Raw genomic sequence first — 21280 nt, forward strand, 5'->3', positions numbered from 1 at the left:
GCATATTGCAAAAAAATAGTATTCTTACTGCCTAACTTTCAAAAATAGTTACTGAATGAATACTCAACCAAACTCACAACAACTGATTGCCTGTGAAGAATGCGGCTTAGTGGTTCGCATTCCTGACATCGATCAAGGGCAAAAAGCACATTGCCCTCGCTGCAATCATTCACTGACAAAAATCAATGCCAAACCTTACCAAAGCATCATTGCGGTATCTGTTGCGTGTTTGATTATGTTGGTATTGAGTGTTTCATTTCCCTTTATGTCATTTAGCGTACAAGGCTTATCGCAAGAAATTACGTTAATGCATGCGGCCAAAATGTTGGCTGAATTTCATAATGCCTTGCTCGGTGCGCTGCTACTTGGAACAGTATTGGTCCTTCCCGGTATTTACGTCAGCCTTATTCTCTTTCTGCATCTCCAAGCCCTAAAAACTCGCCAAAACACGTTGTCTAAGAAGCACCAACGTACGGCCACCGTTCTGTGCCGAATTATCTTCCGTGTCGAGCCATGGCTAATGGTGGATGTTTTCTTAATTGGCGTACTCGTGAGCTTGATAAAAATTGCAGCGCTTGCAGAAATCGGGATGGGCAACTCGTTTTGGGCATTTTGTCTCTATACCGTATTGGTCGTAAAATGCATTTCTATGGTTGACCGAAGCTGGTTATGGGGCCACTTTATTCCCGTGATCGATGTTCCAAACATCAAAGAGGGTGATACGCACCATACCCACAATCACATCGGCTGCCATACTTGCCACCAGCTCAATCCTATCGCTGACAAAAAGCACCAAAAATGCATTCGTTGTCATAGCCCTATTCATCGCTATAACCCGAGCGATAATTTGCAAAAAGCATGGGCATTATTATTCGCTGCTATCATTTTTTATATCCCTGCTAACTTATACCCGATGATGTATACCGTTAGCCTCGGGAAATCAGAAGGCTCAACCATCATGGAAGGGGTGGTATTGCTTTGGAACCTTGGCTCTTACCCGATTGCGATGGTCATTTTCTTTGCCAGTGTTTTTATTCCCATGGCGAAAATGCTGGCGCTAGCTTGGCTCTATTACAATGCTCAAAAAGCGCAGTATTTACCACCCGAAGAGAGTATCTCTCGCCTTAAGGTGTATCGCGTTACTGAATTTATTGGCCGTTGGTCGATGATCGATATTTTTGTTGTCGCTATATTAGTTGCGCTGGTTCAGCTGCATAATTTAATGGCGATTTACCCAGGCCCTGCGGCGCTATCCTTTGCTGCCGTAGTCATTTTAACCATGCTTTCTGCCATGACTTTTGATTCACGTTTGCTTTGGCAACTACCTCATCATAATACGCAGAAACTACGAACGAATAACTTAACTGAGAAAGCTAAATATGAGTGACGATAATCAGACAACCGCTCAAATAAAGCCTAAAAAGCAGGTTTCTGCGATATGGATAGTGCCGATTCTTGCGCTAGCGATGGGGGCTTGGATGCTGTTCCAATACGTAACCAGTACTGGACCACAGATCACACTCAAGCTCCCAACCGCTGAGGGTATCGAAGTCGGAAAAACTGAGATTAAAGCGCTAAATGTAAAAGTTGGCGTAATCACTGACGTCAAGCTCAGCAAAGACTACGATCACATCATTGCTACCGCACAAATGAACAAAGACGCGAAACGAATGTTGAGTGAAGATTCGATGTTTTGGGTAGTAAAACCTCGTATAGGCCGCGATGGTGTCTCTGGCTTAGAAACTCTACTTTCTGGCGCGTATATCCAACTGCAACCAGGCAACTCTAAAATAGTAAAAGAGCATTTTAATGTCCTTGATATACCTCCTGTGGCAGCGCCTGATGCTGAGGGTTTACGTTTGGTACTTACCCACCGTGAGGCAGGTAAACTCGGCGTGGGTGATCCTGTCATCTATAAAGGGTTTACTGTTGGTCGAGTTGAAAAAACCAGTTTTGATGTCGACTCACGTAGAGCTTTATATCAACTGTTTATCTTTAAGCCATACGATAGCCTAGTGCGCACGAAAACGCACTTCTGGCTAACTTCCGGCATTGATTTACAGCTCAATGCAGAGGGTTTTGAAGTTAAGTTTGGTTCATTAGAAAGCTTGATCACTGGCGGTGTCACTTTTGACACCATTCCTGGTGCAGGTACGGGCAGTGAAGTCACCGAAAACATGACACAGTTCCGCCTATTCGACGATGTCAAACAAGTTCGAGAGGGTATGTACGACGACTACATTCAGTTCGTCATGATGTTTGAAGAATCCGTACGCGGGCTAAAACGCAAAGCTCCGGTTGAGTATCGAGGCCTTCGTATTGGCACCGTCATGAAAGTGCCGATGCGCATGCCAACGCCAGAGGAAGATTTCTCCGCGAAGAAGATCCCTGTACTGGTTCGCATCGAACTGGGTCGTGTGTATGAGGATTTACCATCAACCAAACTGCCAATGTTTAAAGAGCAGCTCAAAAGCGAATTTGCTAAAGGGCTACGAGGAACACTCAAAACCGGTAACTTACTGACAGGGGCGTTGTATATTGATACGGATTTCTATCCTGAAGAAAAACCTTATGTGCCTAGCCAGTTTGAAGGACTAGATGTATTCCCAACCAAACAAGGTGGGTTTGCTCAAGTTCAACGACAAGTCAATGAGTTCCTAACCAAGATCAACCGTTTACCGATGGAAGAGACGTTAGATTCCTTAAATGCGACATTGAAAACATCTGAGCGCACGCTAGCGTCTGCAGAGCGTGTTGCGAGTAGCGTTGATAAACTTCTGAATCAAAGCGACACACAACAAATTCCGGCAGATATTCGCCAAAGCCTACAGCAACTGCAAAAAACACTGGATGGCTACGGTCCAAACTCAACCATGTACAGTGAAATGGAATCAACACTGCAAGAGCTTGAACAAGTGATGAGTGAGTTCAAACCTGTATTAAAACAGCTCAATGAGAAACCAAACTCATTGGTATTTGGTGAAGATGACATCAATGATCCAATCCCAGTTAGAGGGCAAAAATAATGAAACGTGGACTTTTATTGATTTCTGCTCTTTTAGCAGGCTGTAGCAGCGCACCGGAAAACTCGAACGCGCTATATGTATTACCAGAAGCAAGCGCCATAACAATAAACGATTCAGTGATCGCTCAACGCCCTCAGTTGGTCGTGCGTCCAGTAGTGCTTGCAAGTTACCTCGCCGATAGTGGTATTGTTTATCGTACTTCAGAAACCCAAATCATTCAGGCAAAACACAATCAGTGGGCGCACAGTATTTCTGAACAAATCACTCAACGTGTGATCAATGAATTACGTGGCAAACAAAGCCAATATTGGCCTGTTGAAGTGAATAACCTTCTTGATCAAACTAGCGATAATAAACTGCAACTGACACTTAGCAAGTTTAATGGCAGTTATGATGGTAACGCGGAAATTGAAGGGGAATGGCTACTCATTGATGCCAATGGCAAAGCCAAGAGTAGCGCTCCTATCAAGATTAATATGCCATTGCAGGATGAAGGTTATGATGCTTTAGTGGATGCCCTTTCTATGGGGTTAAACAACCTAACCGATCAAATCGCAACACAACTCTGATTATTTTCGCCCACTCACCGAAGCTCTTTCTAGTTAAAAATATATAAGAGTTGAGTGGGCGATGTTTTTTGTTCTTTCCACCAACCAATCACCTATCACTCAACCTATTGTTCCCCTGTGTTTTGGAATTCCTTGCACCTATGCTCTACGCTAATTATGCGCAATCAATTTAGTATTTTCATTCACACGGACGTTGATATGACTAAAATAGATCTCCCCTCCATTGCTCTTATCTCCTCACTTACCGTAATTCCCTGTACTTTGTCTGCAGAAACAACATCACCACAAAGCCCTTGGCAACACAGCGTGGAAATCTATATGTTGGCACTCAATATAAACGGTGATGCGACCATGGGTAATTTTTCATCCAGTTTGGATGTTGACCCGAAGTTCATCATGGATCATATCGATATTGGAGCGATGGCTCGTTTAGAGGGCGTATATCAAAACAAGTGGGGCTACTACATCGACTATAGCTTTATGAATTTGAGCGGTGATGTGAACAACTTGTCTGGTCTATTACCTAACGTAACCTATCGTGCAGATTTGGAAGTACGCCAAGGAGTGCTTGAAGCAAAAGCGTTTCAACGTGAAGTGTATTCGTTCGGAATGATTGACTATATGTTTGGTTTACGTTGGTGGGACAATGACATCAAAGGCAAAGTGTATCGTAATGACAATCGTATTCTCGTCGACAGGTTAAATATTAAAGACGACTGGGTCGACTTTTTGATGGGCGTAAGATGGCTTAATGACCTCACGAATAATTGGCGCTTTCATGCGAGCCTCGATGCAGGCTTAGGTGCAGACACCCGTTTTACTTACGCCACACAGATTGGACTCCGTTACCGAATGAATGATTGGTCTGATATAAATCTTGCGTACAAATCTACTTGGGTAGATTACGCCAATAAAGGCACCTTTGAATACGATACAGCTTCACATGGTATGCTAATAGGGCTAGGTTTGTATTTTTAATGTCTATATGCTGCGTAACCATTTTAGAGCGTTAAACAAAAACCCCGACCAATTGAGCTTCGGGGCTTTTTAATTAACAAATTAGAAAATAACTCAACTAGTTAGCAGAAAGCTTATATCGGTCGTCAATCACTGTTGCCTCAGGGTAGGCTTTACCGCTCTTCATTGCTTTTTCTGTTTCTTTCTTAACCGATGTATCTAACCAGAAGTTACCAATGTCCATCGGGTGCAAAATCCACTCGGTATTTTTTGTCATACCGTCTTTGGCAATCTTGACCCAACGCCAATGAGCGTAACGTGTATATGGCACCATATAACCAGGCACGATAACGTTCGCATCGCCCACATACTTCTGGATCTGACGAGACAACTCGTAGCGTTTCTGCTGATCAAATTCGTTATCGTACGTTTCTATCAGTTTATCAAGCTCTGGGCTACTGTAGTTAGTATGCGCATTGGTTTGAGGTTTATTGGTATTGTCTGAGTGAAAGTACTCCCAATAAGCTGGGATTTCACCTGACCCCATATTCAAGAAAGCTAACTGATGTTTTTTCTCCAATACGTACTTAAACGCAGAGGACCCATCGACAAGATTCAAAGTAAAATCAAGCCCCGCCAATTTCGCCTGTTCTTTCAAATACGCGACTCTTGGTGTTAGGAAGTTATACCCATAAGTAATGGCAAAACTTAGACGTTCGCCTTTATCATTGACGCGGATACCATCTGAACCGACTTTATCAAAGCCCGCATTCTCAAAATGTTTTATCGCTACTGCTGCATCAAATTTTGGCGGCGTGTTATCTGGGTTATCATACTCACCATGCCCAAACCCTAGGCCATGGGGTTTGCGAGAGTAATCCCCTCGCATGATATTTTCGATCATGCCATCATAGTCTGTTGCTGCCATGATGCCTTTACGCACTTCTAGGTTATCTAACATCGGCATGGCGGTATTCATCCATAAACCACCCGCACCTTGAGGAGACTGATTGAAGCCCCAGTATTTTTGGATGTAACCTTTTTTATAACCATCACTGCCCGTTTTATCGTGCCAAAGATTCGGCAGAACCATCTCAAAGTAATCCAGGTTCCCTTTTTCAAAATGCTTCATCGCAATGTCTTGATCACGGATGACGGTAATACGCACCTTATTTACGTTGTAACGGTTCTTGTAATATCGATTGTTGTAACCCCACCAATCTTCACCGACATGCTTAAACGTAACGCTTTTGCCCTTTTTCACTTTATCAATAAAGTAAGGGGCTGCTGTAGGTTCTGTTTTGAAGTTAAATTTACGAACAAAGTTATCTGGCATGCCATCGTTATTTTCGTCTTTCTCACCATCAAAATAGTGCTCCGGACGTGGTTGAAAACCATTACTTGGCATATTGATCAATACCATCAACGAATCATGACTTTGTGCCACGGCAAGATTCACTTTAATGGTGTAATCATCAATTTTTTCAACACCAACAATGCTTGTTTTGAAGAAATCGTTATACCATGGATCAATGATGTCTTCCGAAGTGTAATACTTCATCATAAACACGTAGTCATCGGCGGTGATCTTCTCACCATCAGACCATTTTGCGGTTTCATCTAGCTGAAAATAAACCGTCTTAAAATCATCACCAAATGCCCATGCTTTCGCCAATTGAGGGATCCACTTGCCAGTATTAGGATGGCGTTGAGCAAGCTTTGGCGTTCCGTCCATTAAATATTGACGTAGCCCTGAGTTCGCATCTGGACCGACACTACGTAGAGTTTGAGGAAAACTCGGAATATAAGTGCGGTACGTTCCGCCTCTCACCGCTTCTTCTGAAGCAAATAGCGGCTCATTGTTATTTGAAATCCATTCGATATCTGCTGGAAGCGCAGTGGCATTAAGCTGAAAACTTGTTGCAGCCAATGTCGCCAGTGCCGCAATTGGCAGGTTTTTCATCATCGTATTCTTCCTTGTTGTGTATGCACGGCAAGGCTTACGGGATAGCAACAAGTGAATCTCAAAGGAACTATGCTCCAAGCATAGTAGAGGGAATAATCGTGACTAATACAAAGTGAAGTCCGACTCACTTCTGCACTAATATCAAAGAGTTTCACTAGGCCATCCTAGACCTTACAACGCAGTGAATGCATCCACATCATAGTATTCGTTACACATTTGTAACGCAACCCATCCATAACACATGGTTGCACTTTCGCTCAGCCGCAGCGAGTTATGTTAGTAAAATGTGATCAGAACAGTACCATCATCTATGGCATAAACTAGAGACGATACTTCCAAATGTGCGGATATGTAGATGTGAACAGGAAAAATAAAAAAAGGTGAAGTGCTTCCACTTCACCTTTCGCTTTCAATTTAACGAAACTCACATGTTCGCTAAGCTGTCGTTGATGGATTTAAGTACTGCGGCAGGATCATTCGCTTGAGTAATTGGGCGACCAATCACTAAGTAATCCGAACCCGCTTGAATCGCATCGACTGGTGTCATAATACGACGTTGGTCACCCTGCTCTGAGCCGACTGGACGAATACCTGGCGTCACCAATTTAAATTCTTTGCCAAGTTCATTCTTAAGTAAAGAAGACTCCTGTGCAGAACATACAACACCATCTAGGCCAGAGTTCTTCGTTAACGTCGCTAGACGAATGACTTGTTCTTGAGGAGCGACATTCAAGCCAATACCCGCAAGGTCACTCTGCTCCATGCTGGTTAACACCGTAACACCGATAAGTAATGGGCGATCTTTACCATAAGGCTCTAATATCTCGCGCGATGCTGCCATCATGCGCTCACCACCACTTGCATGCACATTCACCATCCAAACACCCAGCTCTGCAGCAGCACGCACCGCTTTTGAACACGTATTTGGGATATCATGAAACTTCAGGTCTAGAAACACAGAGAAACCGCGTTTATGAAGTTCACGTACGAAATCAGGACCAAATAGCGTAAACATTTCCTTGCCTACTTTAAGGCGACATGACGCAGGATCAATTCTGTCTACGAATGCAAGCGCATCCGCTTGGTTATCATAATCCAGTGCGACAATAACTTTTTGGTCGATCATTTCATCTCCTAATTATTTTTGTTCTTGAGTTCTTGTTAAAGAAAAAAAGTTAAAAAAATGCAGCGGACAAAAAATTCTGCCTGCTGCATCAAATTTATTCACCGTCCAATCCGCGGATTGGCTTAATCGTCCCCCATCCCTTACAAGATGGACAATGCCAATAAAGGGAATGAGTAGAAAATCCACATTTTCTACAACGGTAATGTGGCTTTACTTTTAGTTGTTCACCAACCATTGCCTGTAGCGTCGATAAACTATCTTTTGCACGGCCATCTTCAGCTTCCGCAATATGATAATCGATCAGACGGTAGAAACCTTTCATAGTTGGGTTTTTAAGTAATTGCTTGGTCAACAGCTCTTGCGCTGCACCGACACTCTCATGATGCGCGACTAACTGCGCCAGCATGAGCTCAGATGATACGCCAGCTTTCTTATCAATACAGGCTCGTAAGAACTCGACCAACTCGTCTTCTTGGCCTAAGTGGTGGTAACACTCTGCGACCGTCGGCAAAACATCACTAATGAAGTCTTTGTCTTGTTCAAGCACACCCGTTAGGTACTTGATGGTATGTTTGTAATCTTCTGACTCCAAATAAATACGCCCAAGGGCAATGCTCGCTCGTACACATTTTGGATCTTCTGATAATGCTTTTTTGAAATGTTGAATCGCTTTATTGGTATGACCATCCGCTTGATCCAACATGGCAAGCTCACACCAGAAATGAGCAATATTTATGCGAATTCGAGTGCGCTTCTTACTCATCTTAGCCAGCTGATTGGCGTAATGTATGGCTTTTTCCCATTCTCGCGTCTGCTGGTAAATAGTCACAAGCTGCTGAAGTGCGCTTTCGCGATGGTCAGGCTCTTCTACCAACTGCTCAAAGATTTTTTCTGCTCGGTCTAAGAAACCCGAGGCCATGTAGTCTTTAGCAAGCTGTTGAAGTGCGAGATTCTTCTGATCTAGTGTTAAACCAGAACGAGAAATAAGGTTTTGGTGAATACGAATCGCGCGGTCGACCTCACCGCGAGAGCGGAAAAGATTACCCAACGCTAGGTGAGTATCTATCGTTTCATCGTCAACTTGGAGCAATTCAATAAAGTGGTCAACCGCTTTATCTGACTGATCAGATAGAAGCAAGTTAAGACCCGTCACATACTGACGGGATATTTGATGAGATTGCTTCTGCTTGTCTTGCTGAGCGCTACGGTGCCCCATGTACCAGCCATAGGCAGCGGCTATAGGCAATAACAAGAAGAGTAGTTCAAGCATTAAAGTTAAGCCTTATCCTTATGCCTGTTTTGCTACTGCTGGCTTTGCAGGTTTCTCTGCAACAGCGGGCTCATACTTTTTAAGTTTCTTTTTCAAACGGCGAACTTGAAGTTGAGTCTTAAATTGAATGCTAGCAAAAATCACCCATGCAAGGCCAAAGCCGCCCACAAAGACCACACCCAATAGTGTTGATAAGTGGAATTCACCTTTCGCCAAAAGATAATTGAATGTGACAATCTCTTGGTTTTGAGAGCCTAATGCCAGTGCAATTAAAAAGAGAGCTAAAACAGCAATGATTTTTATAATTTTCATGTTACATCACCCTTTGAGGAGTAAGTAGGTAAGATTATGCAGGAAAATGTTTCTTCAGACCACGTATATTACCAATATTCTAGTTATAAAAAAGCGGCATACACGAGAGTATGCCGCTTTTTCAAACTAATGAGATAGCCTTAGCTATCAATATTTACGCGCTCACGAAGCTCTTTACCAGGCTTGAAGTGAGGTACGTATTTACCTTCTAACTCTACTTTATCACCCGTTTTAGGGTTACGGCCTACACGAGGCTCGCGGTAATGAAGAGAAAAACTACCAAAGCCACGGATCTCAATACGGTCACCGCTCTCTAGCGTAGAGGCCATATGCTCTAGAATGTCTTTTACAGCATCCTCTACCTCTTTCGCTGATAAATGTGTTTGCTCAGCGCAGAGTCTTTCAATCAGTTCTGACTTAGTCATGGTTGCCCTCTTTGAGTGTCTTTACCACCTATTATAGTAAGTAATACTAATTCCAACAAACACTTGCTATCAATTCTAGACAAATTTTATGCAAAATGCGCAATCAAGAAATGGCTTTTTTTTAAGCAATTATCGACATTAGTATTAGTACTAACTTTATCGTGATAATAAAAAAGGAGCCTTGCGGCTCCTTTTTAGCTTAAGCGAGTAAATTATTCGCCTTTAGCAGCTTTGAAAGCGTCAGCCATTGCATTACCAAAAGCAGCTTCGTCTTGCTTGTTGATAGATGCCATTGCTTCTTGCTCTTCAGCTTCATCTTTAGCTTTGATAGATAGGTTGATTACGCGGTTCTTACGGTCAACACCTGTGAACTTCGCTTCAACAACATCACCAGCGCTTAGGATTAGAGAAGCATCTTCTACGCGATCGCGAGATACTTCAGAAGCACGGATGTAGCCTTCAACGCCTTCTGCGATTTCAACTGTAGCGCCTTTAGCGTCAACAGCAGTTACAGTAGCGTTAACTAGAACACCTTTCTTGTTATCAGCAACGTAAGCATTGAATGGGTCGTTTTCCATTTGCTTAACGCCTAGAGAGATGCGCTCACGCTCAGCGTCTACTGCTAGAACAACTGCAGAGATCTCGTCGCCTTTCTTGTACTCACGTACAGCTTCTTCGCCAGCAACATTCCAAGAAATGTCAGATAGGTGAACTAGACCATCGATGCCGCCGTCTAGACCGATGAAGATACCGAAGTCAGTAATAGACTTGATCTTACCAGTAACTTTGTCGCCTTTAGCTTGTGCTTCAGCGAATGACTGCCATGGGTTAGCTTTACACTGTTTCAGGCCTAGAGAGATACGACGACGTTCTTCGTCGATTTCAAGAACCATAACCTCAACTTCGTCGCCAACATTAACAACTTTAGATGGGTGGATGTTCTTGTTAGTCCAATCCATTTCTGAAACGTGAACTAGACCTTCAACGCCTTCTTCGATTTCAACGAAGCAGCCGTAGTCAGTTAGGTTAGTTACGCGACCAGTTAGTTTGTGACCTTCTGGGTAACGCTTAGCGATTGCTACCCATGGATCTTCGCCTAGTTGCTTAAGACCTAGTGATACGCGAGTACGCTCACGATCGAACTTAAGAACTTTAACTTGGATCTCGTCACCAACGTTAACGATTTCAGATGGGTGCTTAACGCGCTTCCAAGCCATATCTGTGATATGTAGAAGACCGTCAACGCCACCTAGGTCAACGAACGCACCGTAGTCAGTAAGGTTCTTAACGATACCTTTAACTTCAGAACCTTCTTGTAGAGTTTCTAGAAGCTCGTCACGTTCAACGCTGTTCTCAGATTCGATAACTGCACGACGTGAAACAACTACGTTGTTACGCTTTTGGTCAAGTTTGATAACTTTGAACTCTAGCTCTTTGTTTTCTAGGTGAGCAGTGTCACGGATTGGACGTACGTCTACTAGAGAGCCAGGAAGGAAAGCACGGATACCGTTTAGTTCAACAGTGAAACCGCCTTTAACTTTACCGTTGATGATACCAACAACAGTTTCAGCTTCTTCGTAAGCTTTCTCAAGAACGATCCAAGCTTCGTGACGCTTAGCTTTCTCACGAGAAAGTTGAGTTTCACCGAAACCATCTTCAACAGCGTCTAGAGCTACGTCTACTTCAGCACCAACTTCAACTTCAAGTTCGCCAGCAGCGTTCTTGAATTGTTCAGCAGGGATAGCAGATTCAGACTTAAGACCAGCGTCAACAAGAACGTAACCGTTTTCGATAGCTACTACAGTACCTTTAACGATGCTGCCTTGTTGGAATTCTGTTTCGTTTAGAAACTCTTCAAAGAGTTGAGCAAAAGATTCAGTCATTTATTTAATCTTCAATAAATTAAACTTCCACGGGTATCCTACCGCATGGGGTTATTAAATTCGCCAGTCATCATCCTTGCGACCAACGCTCTTAGTCTAGCTGAGCGTAATTACTCAGCTAGCTTCGATTCGATATATTGTAGTGCTTTTTCTACCACTTCGTCGATAGTCATCGACGTAGAATCTAGCACAAGCGCATCCTCAGCAGGGCGTAGTGGTGCCACTGGGCGGTTACGATCTCGACCGTCACGCTCTTGGATCTCGCTTAAAAGGTCAGCAAATTTAACATCTAACCCTTTATCTTGCAACTGTTTAAGGCGTCGATTTGCACGCTCTTCTGCACTCGCATCAAGGAATATTTTTGCTTGCGCCGTTGGGAACACAACCGTACCCATATCTCGGCCATCAGCAACGAGGCCAGGTGCTGATTCAAACGCACGCTGACGACGCAATAATGCTTCACGAACACGCGGCAAAGCAGCGACTTTAGACGCGGCCATCCCCGTTTCTTCTTTACGAAGTTCACCAGAAACGTCTTCGCCCTCAAGAATCACTTTAACGAGGTCGCCTTCAGCGATGAACTGAACATCTAGGTGAGTCGCGAGTGGGACAAGTGCATCTTCTGACTCAGTGTCTACACCGTGGTGAATTGCAGCAAGTGCAAGTACACGATAGATTGCGCCAGAATCGAGAAGTTGAAAGCCCAACTTCTTAGCTAGCAACATACACAGCGTGCCTTTACCTGCGCCGCTAGGTCCATCAACGGTTACAACCGGAGTTTGAGAGGACATGTTCTTCTCCACCTATAATTTCTTTTTCAGCAATTTGCTCGGTTTTAGAGGCGCGCATTATACGGCGAATCGCGCCATGGAGCGAGGAAAAATGTCGCGTAAAGCATTACATTTCCAATACGCTTTTGATTCACGCCATTATGAAAAGTTCAAATAAAAACAGCGAGAATCTTCACTCTCGCTGTTTTTATGTTCGAACGTTATCTATGTGATTAAACGATCGGCTTCTGACCACGCTCCGCTAATTTAAGCACCACGCTGTCAGCGACTTTGCTTGCCACACCGGCCAGCTTGTCTGCTAGCTTTTTCTTCTGCACATAATGGATAGATAGCACGGTTTTTTCTTTACATGCAGCGACGACTAAGTCATCTGATGTGCTGATTTCGTCCACAAGCCCCAACGCTTTCGCTTGCGTACCAAACCAGTGCTCACCTGTTGCCACTTTCTCAAGCTCCAGCGCAGGACGGCGTTCACGAATAAAATCTTTAAACAGAACGTGTGTTTCTTCCAATTCTTGCTTGAACTTATCACGCGCTTTGTCTGTATTTTCACCAAACATGGTTAACGTACGCTTGTATTCACCTGCGGTAAGTTGCTCGTATTCGATATCATGTTTTTTCAGTAACTTATTAAAGTTTGGAATCTGTGCGATGACACCGATAGACCCGACAATTGCAAAAGGTGCAGATACAATTTTGTCTGCAACACATGCCATCATGTAACCACCACTTGCTGCTACTTTGTCGACAGAAATAGTCAATGGCAATCCCGCGGCCTTAATGCGATCAAGTTGAGAAGATGCCAAACCATAGCCATGCACCATGCCGCCGCCAGACTCTAAGCGAAGCAGCACTTCATCACCCTCTCGAGCCACCGCTAACACAGCCGTGATTTCTTCACGTAAAGAGCCCACTTCTTTGGCGTCAATGCTGCCATTGAAATCCAATACAAATAGATGAGGTTCACGTTTGCTATCTAGCGCGCCATCTTTACTAGCTTGTTTGATTTCTTTTTCACGTAATTTGTTTTTCTCTTTTTCTTCTTTCTTAACGGCTTTATCACGAGCTTTAATGAATGCCTCATCATGTAGATGATGTTCTAGTTGCTCAATCGCTTCTTTATGGCGTTCTGAAAGGTTAGTTACTTCCAATTCACCTTTCGCAGTCCCCGAGCGACTGCCCGCAGATTTTGCAATCACCAACAATACGATGACGGCTGCAACAACGGTGACAATTTTGGCCAAAAACAGGCCGTAATCTAATAAAAATTCCAATGAGAGTTCCTCTATCTCATACCAGTAATTTGCCTATGCATATCATGTAAAACACCATTTGTGTACAACGGCTAACTATTTGTTCCAATATAAAAACCGGTACAGCAACACAGTAAACATGCAACTCAAGCGCTGGAATTGGTATAACACATGAATTGGTGTATTGTAACCATCTTGTCACGATTACCAAGGTTTTCCAGTGAGAAACAGCACGCTTTATGTTCATATCATCTCAGATATGCCTATCTAACTGTGTCGCTTGGATGTCGCGTCTATATATCGGAACTATATACAATAATAAGGAATAATCACCGTGAACTACTCCGTTTCAGCAGATGCCTTAAAAGGTAAAGTCATTCTTGTTACTGGTGCAGGAAATGGCATCGGTCGCCAGGCAGCACTTTCTTACGCACAACACGGTGCTACAGTGATTCTACTCGGTCGAAATGTGAAAAACCTTGAGTCCATTTACGATGAGATTGAATCCGCGGGTTATCCTCAACCAGCCATTATCCCACTCGATCTCAAAGGTGCGACTAAACAGCACTATATTGATATGGCCGAAACCATTGAGGGACAGTTTGGTCGTTTAGATGGCCTATTACACAATGCAGGTGTACTTAGCGCGCTATGCCCATTTGAGCAAATCAACGAAGAAGACTTCGATGACATCATGCAGATCAATGTGAAAGCCGAAGTATTGATGACTCAAGCGCTGCTGCCTATCATGCGTAAAGCAGAAGCGGGTCGCATCATCTTTACCTCTTCGACCGTTGGTCACTCTGGGCGTGCTTTCTGGGGCCCATACGCCATTTCTAAGTTCGCGGTGGAGGGTATGATGCAAGTTCTCGCTGATGAATTGAGCGATACGCCAATGCGAGTTAATGCCATCAACCCAGGTGCGACACGCACTCGTATGCGCGAAAAAGCCTACCCGGGCGAAGATTCAAACACACTAAAAACGCCTTTAGACATTATGCCGTTATATCTTCACTTGATGGACCCAACAGTCACTGATGTAAACGGCCAGTGTATTGACGCACAACCAAAGTAATCGGCTTAAATCACCTGACACAATCGATTAAAAAGACAGCAAACGCTGTCTTTTTTCATCTTCCTCACTACAAAAATCTTGCGACTTTTTCTTATGGAAATATACTGTACAAATATACAGGTGTAATTCTATGCAAGACATCATTCAACACTTAAAAAGCCAACATCTTGTTTGGCAAGCAAATTTAACCAAAGCAGATACTCATCAAACTCTGCATAGTTCTGGCTTTACAGAATTAGATGCACTACTCGGCGGTGGTTTCCCTCCCTATGGCGTAGTAGAAATGGAGTCAATTGGCAGTATTGGTGAACTGCGTTTGCTTGCGCCTTACTTAGAAGCATCGCTTTCAAGAGGGGTAACGGCATTCATTCAACCACCAGCGCTGATGAATTCATTGTTCCTGCACAGCATTGGTTTGGACATTAACCAAGTATGGATTGTGACGCCAGATCATTCCAGAGATGCGTTATGGGCGGCTGAGCAATGCCTCAAAAGCGGCGCGTGTACCAACGTTTTGCTATGGCAAGATGAGTTAGAAATCCACCAAGTAAAACGTCTGCAAGTGGCAAGTGAGCAAGGCTGCTGCCCTCTGTTTATGCTCAAACCCAACATGACCAACCGTTTGTCTTTGCCTGTTTCATTGAGTCTGAAGCTGCAAGGCTATGAACAAGGCGTTAGCGTGGAAGTTCTCAAACGAAAAGGCGGTTGGAGCAAAGGCAGCGTCGATATCAACTTCCAGCACCACTACCCGCAACTGGTGATGCCAAGCACAACTCATATTTCATCGACCGTGGTCAATTTTCCATTGGCGAATCAAGGTTAGTGATATGGCTTTGTGGATTTACTTGCACTTCCCTCACCTGCAACTCGATGCCCTCTTTGGTGATAATCAAGAGCAGCCTGTGGTGATTGTAGAAAGCCAACGCTGTCGGATCATTCAATACAACGAGATCGCCGAGCAACAAGGCATTAAGCCAAACATGGGCTTAGGCAGTGCCGCGTCCTTGTGTCGAGATTTGCAAGTGCACCCTTATCATCCGCAAACCGAACTGAGCAAGTTACAAGAAATTGCTCAATGGCTGTATTTGATTACTTCTGATGTCGTATTGATGCCAAACCAAGGTATTTTGCTGCGCGCCACCCCAATGCTTAATCTGTATGACGGGCTACAAAACTATTGGAATAAAGTCAGCGCTCACTTAGCAGAACTCAAATTGAGTTTTCAATTCGGTTGTGGCTTTTCTCCTTTTTCTGCCAAGTTGATGGCATTAGCAAGTACAAACTTTATCAGCGAAGACAAATCGGTTATGCAGCAAGCTTTATCACCATTACCACTAACACTTACCGATTTATCCCGCGCCACTGTTGAGAAGTTACAGCGTGTAGGCGTTACCACACTGCAAGGATTGCTTGAACTGCCATTGCAAGACATCGCTCGCCGTTTCGATATTGATTTGGTGAATTACGTTGGTCGACTGACTGGGCAATTTAAACACCCTGTTGATTTTTATCATCCAACCGAATCCTTCCAAGTCTATTTAGAACTGTTGTTTGAGATTGAAAACGTTCAATGGGTGGAGAAACCACTGGCTAAATTACTTCGTCAGCTCGAAACCTTTCTCAAACTACGCGATAAAGTCGCGTTTGAACTGTGCCTAACCCTACACCAACGAGACAAACAAGCACAGCACCTTCTGCTCACATCCGCGCAAGGCGATTACTTGTGCCAACGTTGGCAACAGCTCGCAAGTTTGAGTCTGGAATCAGTCACGTTAAACGGCCCTGTTATCGGCCTAACGTTAAAAGTAGAGCGCCAAGGTGAACCTTTAAGCTCTGCACGCGACTTCTTTGCTGGGCAAAAAGGACAAATGAACGCCTTAGAGCTGCTCTCTTTACTGCAAGCGAAATTGGGCAAAAGCGCGGTACTCAAACCCAATATTGCCTGCGACCCAAGGCCAGAGAAAGCCAGCCAATATCGCCCAGCTGACGAGCCGGATGTGCCGATCAACAGTATCCCTGCTCTGCTGCGCCCCGCGATGCAATTACCCTCACCTATCGTGCTACAAGAGCAAGTCTCTCTCGTACATGGGCCTGAACGGATTGTCTCTGGATGGTGGGATGGCGATGAGATCATGCGTGATTACTACATTGCACACACCAAGCAAGGCCGCTGGTTGTGGGTATTTCGCGATCAACACAAGCACTGGTTTCTCCATGGTTATTTTTGTTAGGTCGTTATGAGTTACGCAGAACTGTTTTGTCAGTCCAATTTCTCCTTTCTCACCGGCGCTTCTCATGCAGAAGAGCTGGTGTTGCAGGCGGCGTTTTATCGCTATCAAGCCATTGCGATCACGGACGAGTGCTCGGTTGCGGGCGTAGTGAAAGCGCATGCGACCATCGAGCAACATAAACTCGACATCAAACAAATTGTCGGCAGCATGTTTTGGCTCAATGAAGAATGCCAAGTGGTGCTGCTTTGCCCTTGCCGTAAAGCTTATGCAGAACTGTGCCGTATCATCACCAATGCGAGACGCCGCAGTGAGAAAGGTCGTTATCAATTGTCTGAATGGGATTTGATGTCGATTCGTCACTGTTTCGTGCTGTGGCTCCCAACTCATCAAGAGAGTGACCATTACTGGGGACGTTGGCTTCAGCAGCATCACTCCGGCCGCTTATGGGTTGCGATTCAGCGTCATTTAGGTGGTGACGACGATGCCTACACCACACACTGTGAATTATTAGCAAACGAGTTCCAATTGCCGATTACCGCTTGTGGCGGCGTTTTAATGCATGCTGTTGAACGCTTACCATTGCAACATGTCCTGACAGCAGTTAAGCATGGTTGTAGCGTCGACAAGCTCGGCTTTAGTCGTTCATCCAATGCAGAACGAGCATTGCGTCCATTGAATAAACTGTCTCGAATTTACAAGTCCGAATGGCTAGCAGAAAGCACTCATATCGCCAGTTTATGCGAATTCAAGCTTTCAGAGCTGAAATACGAATACCCAACAGAACTCATCCCGAATGGTTACACGCCAGACTCTTATCTGCGTATGTTGGTTGAGCGGGGAAAAAAACTGCGGTTTCCTGATGGCGTACCTGCCAAAATCAATCACACGATTGAAAATGAACTCAGGCTAATCAAAGAGTTGGAGTACCAGTATTATTTTCTCACCATTCACGACATCGTGATGTTCGCCAAGCAACAAGGCATTCTCTATCAAGGGCGTGGCTCTGCGGCAAACTCGGTGGTGTGTTACTGCCTTGAAATTACAGCTGTCGACCCAAGACAAATCTCGGTCTTATTCGAACGCTTTATTAGCAAAGAGCGAGATGAGCCACCAGACATTGATGTCGATTTTGAACACGAGCGTCGTGAAGAAGTCATTCAATATATCTATAAAAAGTATGGCCGTGAGCGTGCTGCTTTAGCTGCAACCGTGATCAGCTATCGCTTTAAAAGTGCCGTACGAGAAGTAGGTAAAGCGTTGGGGATTGAAGAAACTCAATTGGACTTCTTCATCAAGAACGTTAATCGACGAGATCGTGACCAAGGCTGGCAGGCTCAAATCATCGAGTTGGGATTACAGCCGGAATCGTTAAAAGGTCAGCAGTTTATCCAGTTAGTGAACGAGATCATCGGCTTTCCACGTCATTTATCTCAGCACGTAGGCGGCTTTGTGATTTCTTCTGGTCCTTTGTATGAATTGGTGCCTGTCGAGAATGCTTCAATGGAAGATCGCACCATTATTCAATGGGATAAAGATGATTTAGAAAGCTTAAAGCTATTAAAAGTCGATGTGCTCGCACTCGGCATGTTGAACGCGATACGTAAATGCTTTCAACTGATTGAGAAGCACCACCAGCGATCACTGTCGATTGCCGAGATCACGCGCTTACAAGACGACCCGCACGTGTATCACATGATCCAAAAAGCAGATACGGTTGGCGTATTTCAAATTGAGTCTCGCGCGCAAATGAGCATGCTGCCACGTTTAAAGCCGACACGTTACTACGACTTAGTGGTACAGATTGCCATTGTTCGCCCAGGCCCAATTCAGGGTGACATGGTGCATCCATTTCTTAAGCGACGTAATGGCGAAGAGCCTGTCAGCTATCCATCGGAAGAAGTCAAAAGCGTACTAGAGCGCACCATGGGCGTGCCGATTTTCCAAGAACAAGTGATCAAACTGGCGATGGTGGCGGCCGGGTTCAGTGGCGGTGAGGCCGACCAACTGCGCCGAGCAATGGCAGCATGGAAAAAGAACGGCGATCTCGCTAAGTTCAAACCAAAACTTATCGATGGGATGCGTGAACGCGGTTATGACTTAGACTTTGCTGAGCGAATCTTTGACCAAATTTGTGGCTTTGGTGAGTATGGATTCCCAGAAAGTCACTCTGCCTCTTTCGCCGTGCTGGCTTATTGCTCTGCTTGGCTGAAGTTCTACTACCCCGCGGAGTTCTATACTGCCCTACTAAATAGCCAACCGATGGGATTTTATAGTCCATCGCAACTGGTCCAAGATGCACGCCGACACGGAGTAGAGGTGTTACCTGTCTGCGTCAATCATTCTTCGTATCAGCACCATTTGGTTAAATGTTCCAATGGCCGTTTTGGTGTTCAAATGGGCTTTCGCTTAGTAAAAGGGCTGAATCAAGAAAGTATCTTACGATTGATCGAACATCGTCCGAACACAGGCTATCGCTCAATCCAAGAGGTCAAACAGATCTTACGAAACCGCCGTGATATTGAATTACTTGCCTCTGCCAATGCGTTTCAGATCCTGTCTGGTAACCGCTATAACGCTCGCTGGGCAGCAATGGATTCGCTATCTGATTTGCCCTTATTCAATCATATGGAAGAATCGATGCCGAATTACCAAATACAACCATCTGAGTATGAGAACTTAATTGAAGATTATGCCAGTACTGGATTATCGCTTAACCGCCACCCAATAACCTTGCTAGAGGAAGCGGGTCAATTACCGCGCTTTACCCGAATGAAACAGCTCGTAGAAAAAGCGCACAAGTCCTTAGTGACCGTCGTAGGAGTCGTCACGGGCAGACAATCTCCTGGTACCGCTGCTGGCGTCACTTTTTTCACTTTAGAAGATGATACTGGCAATATTAATGTCGTGGTATGGCGAGCAACCGCCCGCGCTCAAAAGCAAGCGTATCTCACTTCAAAAGTCTTGATAGTCAAAGGCATTTTAGAGCGTGAGGGAGAAGTCACACACGTGATCGCTGGTAAGCTTATTGATTGTACACACAGCCTTGCTGAGCTGAAAAGTAAATCCCGTGACTTCCATTAAGCCACCGCGTTTTAATGGCGGGAAAAAGTAAAGGGAGGTCAAGCCTCCCTTTTTGATTCTGCTGAATTAATTTTCAGCCATCGTTTCCGTACGCTTACTCTTGTATTTCCTATACAGTAACAAAGACAAAGTCATGATGACTTTTGATGTTAGCCATATCATTAAATAGAAGTACCCTATGTTAATAAGTCAAAAAAGACTCATAGGTGAAAAGTGACGTGATATACCTACATATTTCGCTGTCAAAAATATGTAAAAAATTATAGCAATTTGTGACGTATATATCACCAGCACTTATGGGTTACTTTGTAACAAGATAAGAAATATTTGTTATACGATTTGGCGCATCCGCTCTTGGGCTACTTGAACCAAGAGATCAGGTTGGAATTTAGAGATAAAACGGTCACATCCAACCTTTTGTACCATCGCTTCATTAAAGCTGCCACTGAGTGATGTATTTAACGTAATGTACAATTTCGCCATGCGTGGATCTGTACGAACTTCATGCGTTAATCGATATCCATCCATCTCTGGCATTTCGGCATCGGTGATCATCATTAACAACTCTTTTTCTACGTCTTTTCCCTCATCACACCAGCGTTTTAATACCGTTAATGCTTCAAGGCCATCTCGGCACTCAATGATGTTTAAACCAAGCTGAGACAACGTATCTCGAACCTGATTACGGGCTGTGGAAGAATCGTCAACAATAAGCACATTACGACCAATCATTGCTTGGCTAAGCTCATGATCCAAAACACCTTCAGAGATACTTACATCATAATGTACGATTTCGGCTAGCACCTTTTCTACATCAATGATTTCAACGATTTGAGACGCTTCACCGTCTTTAACTTGAGTAATGGCAGTGAGATAATTAGAACGACCGGATGTCGACGGTGGGGGTTGAATCTCGGTCCACGCAGTATTGATGATATTGCGAACCGGCCCAACTAAGAAACCTTGTATGGAACGGTTGTATTCCGTGATAATCAAATTCTCTTCTTCAGGTTCACCGCGCAAGTTAGGAAAACCAATCGCACAACGTAAATCAATCACAGGCACAGCCTCACCACGTAAAGACGCGACACCACGAATGTTATAGTGAGAACCCGGCAGTTTCGTTAATGGAGGAAGTTTAATCACCTCTTTCACTTTGAAAACGTTAATCGCAAATAATTGACGACTATTCAACGTGAACAGCAAAAGCTCCAATCGGTTTTCACCGACCAGGTTTGTGCGCTGATCAACCGTATTTAACACTCCGGACATACCACTACCTAACTTTGAATGACAACGTTCACTCTTAATAGAA

17 protein-coding genes are annotated in these 21280 nt (G+C 44.3%); 8 read left to right on the forward strand and 9 right to left on the reverse strand.

Going from position 1 to position 21280, the window contains the following annotated elements; all coding sequences use genetic code 11:
- Window positions 1-55 precede the first annotated feature (55 nt).
- The 4 genes from KHN78_RS02230 (at window position 56) to KHN78_RS02245 (ending at window position 4573) form a co-directional block, all read left to right on the forward strand.
- Entirely contained in the window at window positions 56-1387 is a 1332-nt protein-coding gene (locus tag KHN78_RS02230) for a paraquat-inducible protein A (protein WP_211919666.1), read from the forward strand.
- On the forward strand, window positions 1380-3026 hold the full coding sequence (gene pqiB, locus KHN78_RS02235; protein ID WP_128811193.1) for an intermembrane transport protein PqiB: 1647 nt from the start codon (window positions 1380-1382) through the stop codon (window positions 3024-3026). Before KHN78_RS02230 ends, pqiB begins: the two co-directional genes overlap by 8 nt.
- On the forward strand, window positions 3026-3595 hold the full coding sequence (locus KHN78_RS02240) for a membrane integrity-associated transporter subunit PqiC (RefSeq protein WP_211919667.1): 570 nt from the start codon (window positions 3026-3028) through the stop codon (window positions 3593-3595). Before pqiB ends, KHN78_RS02240 begins: the two co-directional genes overlap by 1 nt.
- Window positions 3596-3793: 198 nt before the next feature.
- Complete coding sequence (locus KHN78_RS02245) at window positions 3794-4573, forward strand: hypothetical protein (RefSeq protein WP_211919668.1); 780 nt, start codon at window positions 3794-3796, stop codon at window positions 4571-4573.
- Window positions 4574-4670: 97 nt separating this feature from the next.
- Here the strand turns inward: KHN78_RS02245 and KHN78_RS02250 are convergent, their stop codons facing one another.
- The 8 genes from KHN78_RS02250 to sohB form a co-directional block, all read right to left on the reverse strand.
- A complete protein-coding gene (locus KHN78_RS02250) occupies window positions 4671-6518 on the reverse strand; it encodes an extracellular solute-binding protein (protein WP_211919669.1) in 1848 nt (615 codons plus the stop codon).
- A gap of 424 nt (window positions 6519-6942) precedes the next feature.
- On the reverse strand, window positions 6943-7644 hold the full coding sequence (gene pyrF, locus KHN78_RS02255) for an orotidine-5'-phosphate decarboxylase (protein ID WP_211919670.1): 702 nt from the start codon (window positions 7642-7644) through the stop codon (window positions 6943-6945).
- 94 nt (window positions 7645-7738) lie between these two features.
- Window positions 7739-8914, reverse strand: a complete 1176-nt coding sequence (gene lapB, locus KHN78_RS02260; RefSeq protein WP_211919671.1) for a lipopolysaccharide assembly protein LapB — start codon at window positions 8912-8914, stop codon at window positions 7739-7741.
- Window positions 8915-8932: 18 nt separating this feature from the next.
- Window positions 8933-9226: a lipopolysaccharide assembly protein LapA domain-containing protein gene (locus KHN78_RS02265; protein WP_211919672.1), complete on the reverse strand. Its 294-nt coding sequence runs from the start codon at window positions 9224-9226 to the stop codon at window positions 8933-8935.
- Between the two features lie 140 nt (window positions 9227-9366).
- Window positions 9367-9651, reverse strand: a complete 285-nt coding sequence (gene ihfB / locus KHN78_RS02270; RefSeq protein WP_005438967.1) for an integration host factor subunit beta — start codon at window positions 9649-9651, stop codon at window positions 9367-9369.
- Window positions 9652-9863: 212 nt separating this feature from the next.
- Window positions 9864-11534 (reverse strand): 30S ribosomal protein S1, encoded by a 1671-nt coding sequence (rpsA, locus tag KHN78_RS02275; RefSeq protein WP_128811199.1) that lies wholly within the window; start codon window positions 11532-11534, stop codon window positions 9864-9866.
- Window positions 11535-11644: 110 nt separating this feature from the next.
- Entirely contained in the window at window positions 11645-12325 is a 681-nt protein-coding gene (gene cmk, locus KHN78_RS02280; RefSeq protein WP_211919673.1) for a (d)CMP kinase, read from the reverse strand.
- Window positions 12326-12537: 212 nt separating this feature from the next.
- Complete coding sequence (gene sohB / locus KHN78_RS02285) at window positions 12538-13599, reverse strand: protease SohB (protein WP_211919674.1); 1062 nt, start codon at window positions 13597-13599, stop codon at window positions 12538-12540.
- A 313-nt stretch (window positions 13600-13912) separates the two neighbouring features.
- Between sohB and KHN78_RS02290 the strand changes: the two genes are divergently transcribed.
- The 4 genes from KHN78_RS02290 to KHN78_RS02305 all read left to right on the forward strand — a co-directional run bounded on the left by KHN78_RS02290 (window position 13913) and on the right by KHN78_RS02305 (window position 19965).
- The gene (locus KHN78_RS02290; protein ID WP_211919675.1) at window positions 13913-14653 is read left to right on the forward strand and encodes a YciK family oxidoreductase; all 741 of its coding nucleotides are present in this window, start codon (window positions 13913-13915) and stop codon (window positions 14651-14653) included.
- A gap of 130 nt (window positions 14654-14783) precedes the next feature.
- On the forward strand, window positions 14784-15476 hold the full coding sequence (gene imuA / locus KHN78_RS02295; RefSeq protein WP_211919676.1) for a translesion DNA synthesis-associated protein ImuA: 693 nt from the start codon (window positions 14784-14786) through the stop codon (window positions 15474-15476).
- A 4-nt stretch (window positions 15477-15480) separates the two neighbouring features.
- Window positions 15481-16884, forward strand: coding sequence for a Y-family DNA polymerase (locus KHN78_RS02300; RefSeq protein WP_211919677.1), 1404 nt, complete (start codon window positions 15481-15483; stop codon window positions 16882-16884).
- 6 nt (window positions 16885-16890) lie between these two features.
- Entirely contained in the window at window positions 16891-19965 is a 3075-nt protein-coding gene (locus KHN78_RS02305) for an error-prone DNA polymerase (RefSeq protein WP_211919678.1), read from the forward strand.
- Between the two features lie 330 nt (window positions 19966-20295).
- Here KHN78_RS02305 and KHN78_RS02310 read toward each other — a convergent pair whose 3' ends face one another.
- A complete protein-coding gene (locus KHN78_RS02310; RefSeq protein ID WP_211919679.1) occupies window positions 20296-21237 on the reverse strand; it encodes a chemotaxis protein CheV in 942 nt (313 codons plus the stop codon).
- Window positions 21238-21280 lie beyond the last annotated feature (43 nt).

Source organism: Vibrio sp. B1REV9 (assembly GCF_905175395.2).
GTDB classification, from domain to species: Bacteria; Pseudomonadota; Gammaproteobacteria; order Enterobacterales; family Vibrionaceae; genus Vibrio; species Vibrio alfacsensis.

Bases quoted from the DNA above. Each gene is read 5' to 3' on its own strand.
- KHN78_RS02230 (WP_211919666.1), top strand. From the start codon at position 56: ATGAATACTCAACCAAACTCACAACAACTGATTGCCTGTGAAGAATGC.
- imuA (WP_211919676.1), top strand. From the start codon at position 14,784: ATGCAAGACATCATTCAACACTTAAAAAGCCAACATCTTGTTTGGCAA.
- KHN78_RS02300 (WP_211919677.1), top strand. From the start codon at position 15,481: ATGGCTTTGTGGATTTACTTGCACTTCCCTCACCTGCAACTCGATGCC.
- pqiB (WP_128811193.1), top strand. From the start codon at position 1,380: ATGAGTGACGATAATCAGACAACCGCTCAAATAAAGCCTAAAAAGCAG.
- KHN78_RS02250 (WP_211919669.1), bottom strand. From the start codon at position 6,518: ATGATGAAAAACCTGCCAATTGCGGCACTGGCGACATTGGCTGCAACA.
- pyrF (WP_211919670.1), bottom strand. From the start codon at position 7,644: ATGATCGACCAAAAAGTTATTGTCGCACTGGATTATGATAACCAAGCG.
- KHN78_RS02310 (WP_211919679.1), bottom strand. From the start codon at position 21,237: ATGTCCGGAGTGTTAAATACGGTTGATCAGCGCACAAACCTGGTCGGT.
- lapB (WP_211919671.1), bottom strand. From the start codon at position 8,914: ATGCTTGAACTACTCTTCTTGTTATTGCCTATAGCCGCTGCCTATGGC.
- ihfB (WP_005438967.1), bottom strand. From the start codon at position 9,651: ATGACTAAGTCAGAACTGATTGAAAGACTCTGCGCTGAGCAAACACAT.
- cmk (WP_211919673.1), bottom strand. From the start codon at position 12,325: ATGTCCTCTCAAACTCCGGTTGTAACCGTTGATGGACCTAGCGGCGCA.
- KHN78_RS02305 (WP_211919678.1), top strand. From the start codon at position 16,891: ATGAGTTACGCAGAACTGTTTTGTCAGTCCAATTTCTCCTTTCTCACC.
- rpsA (WP_128811199.1), bottom strand. From the start codon at position 11,534: ATGACTGAATCTTTTGCTCAACTCTTTGAAGAGTTTCTAAACGAAACA.
- KHN78_RS02265 (WP_211919672.1), bottom strand. From the start codon at position 9,226: ATGAAAATTATAAAAATCATTGCTGTTTTAGCTCTCTTTTTAATTGCA.
- KHN78_RS02245 (WP_211919668.1), top strand. From the start codon at position 3,794: ATGACTAAAATAGATCTCCCCTCCATTGCTCTTATCTCCTCACTTACC.
- KHN78_RS02240 (WP_211919667.1), top strand. From the start codon at position 3,026: ATGAAACGTGGACTTTTATTGATTTCTGCTCTTTTAGCAGGCTGTAGC.